The sequence below is a fragment of the Mycobacterium sp. genome, assembly GCF_032162105.1.
Taxonomy (GTDB): domain Bacteria; phylum Actinomycetota; class Actinomycetes; order Mycobacteriales; family Mycobacteriaceae; genus Mycobacterium.
This window is the reverse complement of the sequence record NZ_JAVRPS010000241.1, coordinates 37,755-46,787: the sequence shown is the minus strand read 5'-3', so window position 1 is coordinate 46,787 and position 9,033 is coordinate 37,755. Positions and strand designations below refer to the sequence as shown.

Below are 9,033 nucleotides of genomic sequence, written 5' to 3'. Positions count from 1 at the left end.
GGCCAGTTCCGCGACGGATACGGAAAGACCCTGAAGTCCGGCCGCTTCCTGCGTGCAGGTGTCAATCAGGCCCGGCTCGCGAAAACGCCTGTCTGACATGGCCAGAACCCAGCAGCAGCGCCGCGAGGAGACGGTGGCGCGCCTGCTCGACGCGTGCATCGACACGATCGTCGAGGTCGGGTATGCGCGAGCGTCGGCGGCGGTGATCGCCAAGCGGGCCCAGGTGTCCGACGGCGCGTTGTTCCGGCACTTTCCGACCATGGGCGATTTCATGGCGGCCACGGCGCTCGAGGTCATGCGACGTCAGCTGGATCTGTTCACCAAGCGGGTCGCCGAGATACCGGCCGACCAACCCGCACTGGAGGCGGCGCTGACCATCCTGCGCGACGTCACGGGCAACTCGACCAACGCCGTGATGTACGAACTCCTGATCGCGGCGCGCACCGACGACAAGCTGAAGGTCACGCTGCAGGCCGTGCTGGTGGAGTACGGCGCGAACATCCACGATGTCGCCCGCTCGTTGCCAGGGGCGGATCGGTTCCCGCCGGAGACGTTCGGCGCTATGGTGGCGATCCTCACCAACGTCTTCGACGGCGCGGCCATCGTGCGGGCGGTGCTGCCACACCCCGACCTCGAGGCCGGCAGGATCCAGCTGATGACGGCACTGCTCGGCGCACTTCCCCCCGGGGCTACCGGGGCGAGCGAAGCGACGGGGAAAAGCGCCGGGGCGAGCGAAGCGACGGGGAAAAGCTAGGCGTCCTCGGGCGCCCGCGCACTTTGGAGGGCGACCGCGCGGGCCAGTTGCGCGTAGCGCAGTTCCAGATCCTTGAACCGCATGTAGGCGCTGAGCGTGGTGAACAGGAACGCGATGACCAGCGAGTATTCGATGAGGTCAGCGCCGCGGTCGACGCCGAGCCAGTTCGCCACCACGGTGGTGTCGTCGGGCCGGATGACCGCGTAGATCGCCGCGATCACGAACAGCACGTAGCCGACCTTCACCCACGCCCTGGACTGCGCGTTGCGCCGGGACCGCAGCAAGTACACCAGCAGCACGACGATCGAGGCGATCAGCAGAACCTGAATCCAGTTCATCGGCGCATCCTTCCGCGCAGCAGGCCGTCGAAGATGATGTTGATGCCGTTGACCAGAGGTTGCCCCTTGGACATCGAGTAGTCGGTGTAGAGGATCTCGACGGGTTCCTCGACCACCCGCCACTGGTTCTCGACGATGAGCGCGATGAACTCGCTGGCGTGCGCCATCCCGTTCATGGTGAGGTTCAGCCCGTCGGCGACCGTCCTGTCGAACACCCGCAGCCCGTTGTGCGCATCGGTCAGGCCGAGCTTGCGGCTGGCCGGGCTCAGCCTGGCGATGACCGGCAGCAGCAGCCGCTTCATCTTGGGCATCCGCTCGGGCGCACGGTCGCCGAAGCGCGTGCCGATCACGATGTCGACGTCCTCGGCGGTCAGCCGGTCGATCATCCGGACGACGTCCTTGACGCGGTGCTGCCCGTCGGCGTCGAACGTCACGAACACTGCGGCGGCGGGCCTGCTGCGGGCGTACTCGACGCCGGTCTGAATGGCCGCGCCCTGACCGAGGTTCACCGGATGGCGCACCACGTGGGCGCCTGCTCGATGCGCGCGGTCACTCGTGTCGTCACGGCTGCCGTCGTCGACGCACACCACGTTGCCGAAAACGGAGCGAACGTCGGAGATGACGTCGCCGATGACGCTCGCCTCGTTGTAGGCGGGGACGACGATCCAAACGTCGTGGTACCGGGTGTCGATGGCGACCAAACTACACGCTCACGTTGCTGGAATCCTGCTCAGAGCGCCGAAATGCACGGCGATTCCCACCAGCGGTCCGCACATCAGCGCCACCACGGTGCGCGTCTCCAACGCCACCGGCAACAGCAGCAGAAGCGTTGAGGCCAGCGTGGCCCCGATCCAGCCAACGGCGTAGGCGCGGTGCAGTGCGGCCGCGACCGTCGCGGCACCGGTGAGGGTGAGCAGCGCGATCGCGATGGCCGCTGCGGTTAACCAGGCCAGCAGCGCGCCGCCGGCGTGGTATTCGGGCCCGAACGCGAACTGCAGCAGCCACGGCCCGGCCAGGCCGGCGATGAGCACCGCGACCACGCCCAGCCCCAGCACCATCAACGCGGGCATCACCAGGGCCCGCAGCCGGGCGGCGCGCTGGTCGACGAAGTGGGCGATCAGGTTGCCCTGCATCGCGGTCAGCGGCACCAGCAGTGGTGCCCGGGTCAGCGTCACCGCGAGGATCACGACGCCGCCTGCCGCGCCAAGGTCCTGCGAGGTCGCCTTCAGCAGCACGGGAAAGCCCATGATGAGGATGGCGCTGGCGCCGGCCGCCGCGATCGAGTGCGACGCGCCCCGCAGGAACGTCGCGGTGGTGCCGGGGGTGAGCAGTCGCGCCGCCGCACGCGTCGTCGGCGACGCCAACAGCAGCACCAGCCAGGCGATCGACCCCGCCACGGTGGCCCACAGGTAGCCGACCAATCCCCAGCCGATCAGGAAGGTGGTCGCCGCCACCGCCACCCGCATCGCGGTGTCGCCGACGATGAGCGCCCCGTACTCGCTCCAGCGGTCCACGCCGGCAAGCACACCCAGCAGCGTCGCGTGCAGGCAGAACCCGGCGATGCCTGCGCTCAGCAGCGCGACGCTGAGCAGCCGAGCCTCGACGAAGACGTGGCTCGACCACAGCGGCGACGTGCCGACGACGGCCGCAGCGGCGACCACTCCGACGAGAACGGCCACCCGCATCGGGTGGATCCGCGGGCCGGCAACCACTAGGCCGACGGGAACCTGCTTGGCCTGCCGGACTTCGCGGGTGGACTCCTGAAGCAAGCCGTTGGCCGCCCCGGCGAGAAGTCCGAACGCGCCCCAGAACACCGCGAACACGGAGAAGCCGGCCGGCTCGAGGTCACGCGCGGCGAGGTAGAGCACGGAGTAGCCGAACAGCGCACTGACCACGGTCGCCACGCCGACCCGGGCGAAGCTGCCCCTGGTCACCGGTCCCTGAGAGGGGACAGTCGACGCGCCGTCCGTCACAGGTCGGGGACGTCCTTCGAATACAGCCAGGCCTGCCACAGCGGGCGCAGTGACTCGTTGGCGTAGTTGGCGGCCAGACCGGTGAAGTCGTCGGTGACGGCGGTGCCGTGGCGATGGCGGGTGGTCCAATCGCGGAGGAGCTCGAAGAAGCCGTCGTCGCCGATGGTGCGCCGCAACACGTGCAATGTGAGCGCACCCCGCTTGTACACCCGGTCGTCGAACATGTCGCGCGGACCCGGGTCGGCCAGCAGCAGGTCGTGCCGCGAGGCGGCGAGCTTGCCGTGGTAGTACCGGGCCCAGTCATCGGCGCTGCGGCCGCCCGAGTCTTCCGACCACAGCCACTCGGCGTAGCAGGCGAAACCCTCGTGCAGCCAGATGTCGCGCCAGCGCCGTGCGGTCACCGAGTTGCCGAACCACTGGTGGGCGAGCTCGTGGGCGATCAGCCGCTCGGCACTGCGCTCCCCGCCGCAGTGGTTGGCGCCGAAGATCGAGATCCCCTGTGCCTCAAGGGGAATCTCCAAATCGTCATCGGTGACCACCACCGTGTAGCCGGTCGACAGCGGGTACGGCCCGAACAGTTTGACGAAGAGTTTCATCATCTGCGGTTGACGGCCGAAGTCGTACTCGAAGTCGTGCTTCAACCGGTGCGGCAGAACGGCGTTCATCGGCACCGGGGTCTTCGCCAATCGGTGCGTCTCGTAGTCGCCGATCTGCAGGGTGATCAGATAGGTCGACGTGGGCTCGGCCTGCTCGTAGGTCCACGTGGTCATCGCGGCCCGCGTTCGGCGCGACACCAGCTCGCCGTTGGCCAGCGCGCGGTACGGGTTGTCGGTGCTGATCGCGATGCGATAGCTGGCCTTGCTGCTCGGGTGGTCGTCGCACGGGAACCACGACGCCGCACCATTGGGCTGCCCGGCGACCAGCGCGCCGTTGGTCAGCTCCTCGAAACCGACTTCGCCCCAAAGGGTTCGGATCGGCCGGGGTGTGCCCGCGTAGCGCACGGTGATCGACATCGCCGCTCCCGCTGGCAGTGCGGAGGACAACGTGACGTTCAGCTTGCCGTGCGAACGGTTGAACGATTGGGGCCTGTGCCCGTTGACCGAGACCTTGGACACCGCCAAGGCGTCCGACAGGTCCAGGCTGAACGTCTTCAACGACGCCAGGGTGGCCGCGGTGATGCTGGCGGTGCCGGACAGTCGGTTGATGTTCACCTTGTACTCGAGGTCCAGTTCGTAGCGGGACACCCGGTAGCCGAAGTTGCCGTTCGCGGGAATGTAGGGGTCGATGACGGGCGGAGCGCCCCTGCGCAGGGCCTTCTTGGCGGATCGCGTCACGCGGCGGTGTCCCCGACCTTCTTGGACGGCTTGTCGGCCCGCTCGCTCCGCTTCTTGCGCAACGCATTCCACGGCGCGATCGGGTTGCCCTGCCAGCGGCTCGACGCAGGCACCTCGTCCCCGCGCATCACCAACGACGCCGGGCCGACGGTGGCGCCTGCGCCGATCCGTGCGGCGGGCAACGCCACGCAGTGCGGGCCGAGCGTCGCGCCGTCCTCCAGTACCACGGTGTCCATCCGCATGATGCGGTCGTGGAACAGATGGGTCTGCACCACGCACCCGCGGTTGACGGTGGCGCCCTTGCCGAGGGTGACCAGGTCGGCCTCGGGCAGCCAATAGCTTTCGCACCACACGCCGCGACCGATCTTGGCGCCGAGCGCCCGCAGCCACAGGTTGATCACGGGCGTGCCGCTCGCGGCCCGGGCGAACCACGGCGCGGCGACGGTCTCGACGAACGTGTCGGACACCTCGTTGCGCCACACGAACGACGACCACAGCGGATGCTCGACGGCCCGAATGCGGCCGACCCACAGCCATTTCGCCACGACGGCGATGCTTCCGGCCACTGCGCCCGTTACGAGGAGCACGGCCCCGCCCGCCAATGACGTCCACAGATAACCGAATTCGGTAGTCAGGAACTGCAGGGCGCCCAGCACCGCAACGCCGATCGCGAACGTCACGATCAAGGGCAGCGCCCGGCACGTCTCCACCAGACCGCGCAAGACCTTCAACCGCCGCGACGGGTGAAAGGTACGCAGCGCGTCGGCGGCGGTGGGCTGGCGCCGCAGCCTGATCGGCGGGCTGCCCAGCCATGACGACCCAGCCTTCGCCTTGTGCGGTGTCGCGCTCAACACGGCCACCAGTCCGTCGTCGGGCACGCGTCGACCCGGCTGGGTGATTCCGGAGTTGCCAAGGAAGGCGCGCTTGCCGATGGTGGCCATGGCGACGTGGATCCACCCGCCGCCGAGTTCGTAGGACGCCACCATGGTGTCGTCGGCGAGGAAGGCGCCGTCCTCGACGACGGTGAACTTCGGGGTCAGCAGCGCCGTCGAGATCTCGGTTCCGCGGCCGACTTTCGCGCCGAGCAGCCTCAGCCAGGTCGGGGTGAGCAGGCTGGCGTAGATCGGGAACAGGTAGTTGCGGGCGGCGTCCATCAGCCGTTCGGTGGCCCACACCTGCCAGCCGACCCTGCTGCGCACCGGGTGGTAGCCCTCGTACAGGCCGAGCGACAGCACCCGCACACCGACCACCGTCAGCACCGCGTAGACCACCACGGCAGCCAGCGTCGCCACGGGCGTCCACAGCGCCGCGGGCACGACGGCGTCGGACAGCGTCGCGGTGTCGCGCACCGCCCACCCGAGCACCGCAAGGCCCGCGGCCAGCGCCACCAACGGCAGGCTGCCGAGCAGCACCGACGTCACGCCGAACATCGCCACCCACTGCGGGGCGCGGCGCGGCCGCTCCTCGGGCCACGGATGCCTGGCCTTGCCGGACTTCATCGCAGGCGAGCCCTTCCAGTACTGGCCGGCCTTCACCTTGCCGACCACGCCGGAACCCGGTGCGACGTCGGCGTTCTTGCCCACCACGGCGCCGGGCAGCAGCGTCGTCCGCGCGCCGACGGTGGCGTCGGTGCCGACCTCGATGCGGCCGACGTGGAACTGGTCGCCGTCGATCCAGTGCCCGGTGAGGTCGACCTCCGGTTCGATCGAACAGCGATGGCCGAGCGTCAGCATGCCGGTGACGGGCGGAGCCGAGTGCAGGTCGACGCCCTTGCCGACCTTGTTGCCCAGTGCCCTGGCGTAGTAGACCAGCCATGGCGCGCCCGCCAGGTTCTCGGCGCCGCTGGCCTCGCCGAGTCGTTCGGCGAGCCAGACCCGCAGGTGCACCGGCCCGCCACGGCGATAGGTGCCCGGCTCCAGCCCGCCAAGAAGCATCCGCGCGGCGAGCACCGCGATTCCCATCCGCCCCAGCGGGGTGACGAAGATCAGGAAGCCCGCCAGGATCCACCACCAGTTCACCGGCACCGCCCACGGCAGCAGGTTCAACTCGGCGGCGACGTTGTTGAGCAAAGCCAGCCACACCACCCACTGCATCCCGGTCACCGTGGCCAGTGGGAGTGACAGGATCACCTGCGCCAGCTCGGTCAGCCGCGAAACCGGCTTCACCGTGCGGGTTTCGACCCGCGGCGGCGGATCGAGCTCGTCGAGGTAACCGGCCAGCGAGCCGAGCCGCGGGTGGTCGTACAGGTCCGCCACCGTCACCTGCGGATGGCGTGCGCGCAGCGCGGCGACCAATTGCGCCGCCGACAACGATCCGCCGCCGAGGGCGAAGAAGTCAGCCTCGGGCCCGTCGACCGGCGCGGCCAGCACGTCGCGCCACAGCCCGGCCAGCCAGCCCATGGTGCCTCCGAGTTCGGGGCCGTCGGTCCCGGCGTCCTCGTCCACCGGCCATGGCAGCGCGTTGCGGTCCACCTTGCCCGAGGTGCGGGTGGGCAGTTCGTCGACAAGGACCAGGCGCGGCACCAGGGCGGCGGGCAACGCATCGGCCAGTGCGGTGCGCGCAGCCGCGAGGTCGAATGACGGGTCCGCGCTTGCGATGTAGCCGACCAGCAGCGGGGTGCCGCTTGGTGTGCGCCGGACGGCCGCCGCGCCGCCACTCACACCGGGAAGATTCACCAGCGCCGAGTCGACCTCGCCGAGTTCGATGCGGCGACCGCCGACCTTGACCTGGTCGTCGGTGCGACCCATGAAGTACAGGCCGTCGGCCTCCAGCCGGACCAGGTCGCCGCTGCGGTAGGCCCGTGCCCACTCCAGGGTCGGCATCGGCGCGTATTTCTCGGCGTCCTTCTCGGGATCCAGGTAGCGCGCAAGGCCGACACCGCCGATCACCAGTTCGCCGATCTCGCCCAAAGTTACCGGCTCCCCCTTTTGGTCCACGACCGCCAGGTCCCAACCGGGCAACGGAAGGCCGATGCTGACCGGGCCCTTCCCATCCAGCCGAGCCAGGCACGCCACCACCGTCGCTTCGGTGGGGCCGTAGGTGTTCCACACCTCGCGGCCCGCGGAGTCGGGACCGGCGGCCAGTCGCTCCGCCAGTTCGGGCGGGCACGCCTCGCCGCCGAAGATCAGCAGGCGTACCGCCTCCAGCGCTTCGGCGGGCCAGAGCGCCGCCAGCGTGGGCACGGTGGACACCACGGTGATGTCGCGGGACACCAGCCACGGCCCCAGATCCATTCCGCTGCGCACCAGCGAGCGGGGTGCGGGGACCAGGCACGCGCCGTGCCGCCAGGCCAGCCACATCTCCTCACATGACGCGTCGAACGCGACCGACAACCCGGCGAGTACCCGGTCGTTGGGCCCAATCGGGTTGTCCTTCAAGAAGATCTGCGCCTCGGCGTCGACGAACGCCGCCGCGTTGCGGTGGGTCACGGCGACGCCCTTCGGCGTCCCCGTCGAACCGGACGTGAAGATGATCCACGCGTCGTCGCGGACCAACGGCTTGCCCGCCCGCCATCCGCGCGACGAACCATGGCCGCGGACCAGGCCCTGTTCGGTGATGACGCCGACGACGCCTGCCTCGCCGAACACCAGCGCGGCGCGCTCGTCGGGGTCGTCGGCGTCGACCGGCACGTAGGCCGCCCCGGCCGCCAGCGTCGACAGGATCGCGACGTAGAGCGCGTAACTGCCGGACGGCATGCGGATTCCGATGCGGTCGCCGCGGCCGATCCCGCGCGCGGCGAGCCACTCGACGCTCTCCTCGATGTCGACGATCAGTTCGGCGTAGGTGAGTTGAACCTCGCCGTCGTCGATGGCGGGCGAGTCGGGATGACGCTCGGCGGTCTCGTAGAGGATGTCGATCAGCGTCCGCGGCGCGGGAGCGGACGACGACAGCACGTACTGGGCGGGGATGTTCGGTCCAGTAGCGGCTGTCACGACTACAAACTACTAAGCGCCGCGCGTCGTCCGGCCATGCCGCACGCGGTTTGTGATCACAATTGCGGCGATGGTGACGAGTGCGCCGATCAGATACCACTTGTAGTGCTCGAACGCGGCGTAGATGGTGACCATGTGCGCGCCGGTCAGAAAGCCCAACCCGGCCCACGTACCGACCCAGAGCACCGCGCCGAGGGCGTTGTAGCCGAGGAACTTCAGCCAGTGCATTCCGGCGATCCCTGCGATCAGACCGTTGACCTGCCGCAGCCCCTCTATGAACCGGGCGACGGTGACGATCTTGCCGCCGTGGGCGTCGACGAAGGCCTCGGCCCGGTCGAGCCGCGCCGGGGTGAGGAACACGAAGCGGCCCCACCGCTCGGCGAGTGGGCGCCCGCCGAGCCGGCCCACCGCGTATCCGATGTTGTCGCCGACGATGGCGCCGAACACGGCGACGACGATCACCAGGGCGATGTTCAAGTGGCCGGCGCCTGCGAAGATGGCCGCCGAGATCAGCAGGATCTCGCCGGGCACGGGCACCCCGAAGTCCTCGAGCAGTACGAATCCGCCGACGGCGAGGTAGCCGTAGTACTCGAGGATCGGCTGGACGTCGCCGAAGACGCCGGGCAATTGAGTATCGGTCATTCCGCTGGATTCTCGCTGATCGCAACCATCGGCGGAACCGGTGTGCGCGCCTAACCTGGC

General features: G+C 69.3%; 7 protein-coding genes. 1 reads left to right on the top strand and 6 read right to left on the bottom strand.

The genetic code is table 11. The features are described from left to right. The first annotated feature begins 97 nt into the window (after positions 1–97). On the top strand, positions 98–754 hold the full coding sequence (locus QOC69_RS12225) for a TetR/AcrR family transcriptional regulator (protein ID WP_526439739.1): 657 nt from the start codon (positions 98–100) through the stop codon (positions 752–754). Here QOC69_RS12225 and QOC69_RS12220 read toward each other — a convergent pair. Genes QOC69_RS12220 through QOC69_RS12195 form a run of 6 tightly spaced genes read right to left on the bottom strand, consistent with a single transcriptional unit; the run spans position 751 to position 8,973 of the window. Next, the gene (locus QOC69_RS12220; protein ID WP_526439737.1) at positions 751–1,092 is read right to left on the bottom strand and encodes a DUF2304 domain-containing protein; all 342 of its coding nucleotides are present in this window, start codon (positions 1,090–1,092) and stop codon (positions 751–753) included. The two genes, QOC69_RS12225 and QOC69_RS12220, sit on opposite strands and share 4 nt — an antisense overlap. Further along, on the bottom strand, positions 1,089–1,793 hold the full coding sequence (gene ppgS / locus QOC69_RS12215) for a polyprenyl-phospho-N-acetylgalactosaminyl synthase PpgS (protein ID WP_526439734.1): 705 nt from the start codon (positions 1,791–1,793) through the stop codon (positions 1,089–1,091). Before ppgS ends, QOC69_RS12220 begins: the two co-directional genes overlap by 4 nt. A 9-nt stretch (positions 1,794–1,802) precedes the next feature. After that, positions 1,803–3,065, bottom strand: coding sequence for a hypothetical protein (locus QOC69_RS12210; RefSeq protein ID WP_526439732.1), 1,263 nt, complete (start codon positions 3,063–3,065; stop codon positions 1,803–1,805). Continuing rightward, positions 3,062–4,399 carry a M1 family metallopeptidase gene (locus tag QOC69_RS12205; RefSeq protein ID WP_526439730.1) on the bottom strand — a complete coding sequence of 446 codons (1,338 nt, stop codon included), beginning with the start codon at positions 4,397–4,399 and terminating at the stop codon, positions 3,062–3,064. Before QOC69_RS12205 ends, QOC69_RS12210 begins: the two co-directional genes overlap by 4 nt. After that, positions 4,396–8,331 carry a Pls/PosA family non-ribosomal peptide synthetase gene (locus QOC69_RS12200; protein WP_526439728.1) on the bottom strand — a complete coding sequence of 1,312 codons (3,936 nt, stop codon included), beginning with the start codon at positions 8,329–8,331 and terminating at the stop codon, positions 4,396–4,398. Before QOC69_RS12200 ends, QOC69_RS12205 begins: the two co-directional genes overlap by 4 nt. A 12-nt stretch (positions 8,332–8,343) precedes the next feature. Beyond that, positions 8,344–8,973: a VTT domain-containing protein gene (locus QOC69_RS12195; RefSeq protein ID WP_526439726.1), complete on the bottom strand. Its 630-nt coding sequence runs from the start codon at positions 8,971–8,973 to the stop codon at positions 8,344–8,346. Between the last annotated feature and the right edge of the window lie 60 nt (positions 8,974–9,033).

What these genes read in the sequence shown, in the direction of transcription:
- QOC69_RS12225 (WP_526439739.1), top strand. Translation starts at nt 98, where the DNA reads ATGGCCAGAACCCAGCAGCAGCGCCGCGAGGAGACGGTGGCGCGCCTG.
- QOC69_RS12220 (WP_526439737.1), bottom strand. Translation starts at nt 1,092, where the DNA reads ATGAACTGGATTCAGGTTCTGCTGATCGCCTCGATCGTCGTGCTGCTG.
- QOC69_RS12195 (WP_526439726.1), bottom strand. Translation starts at nt 8,973, where the DNA reads ATGACCGATACTCAATTGCCCGGCGTCTTCGGCGACGTCCAGCCGATC.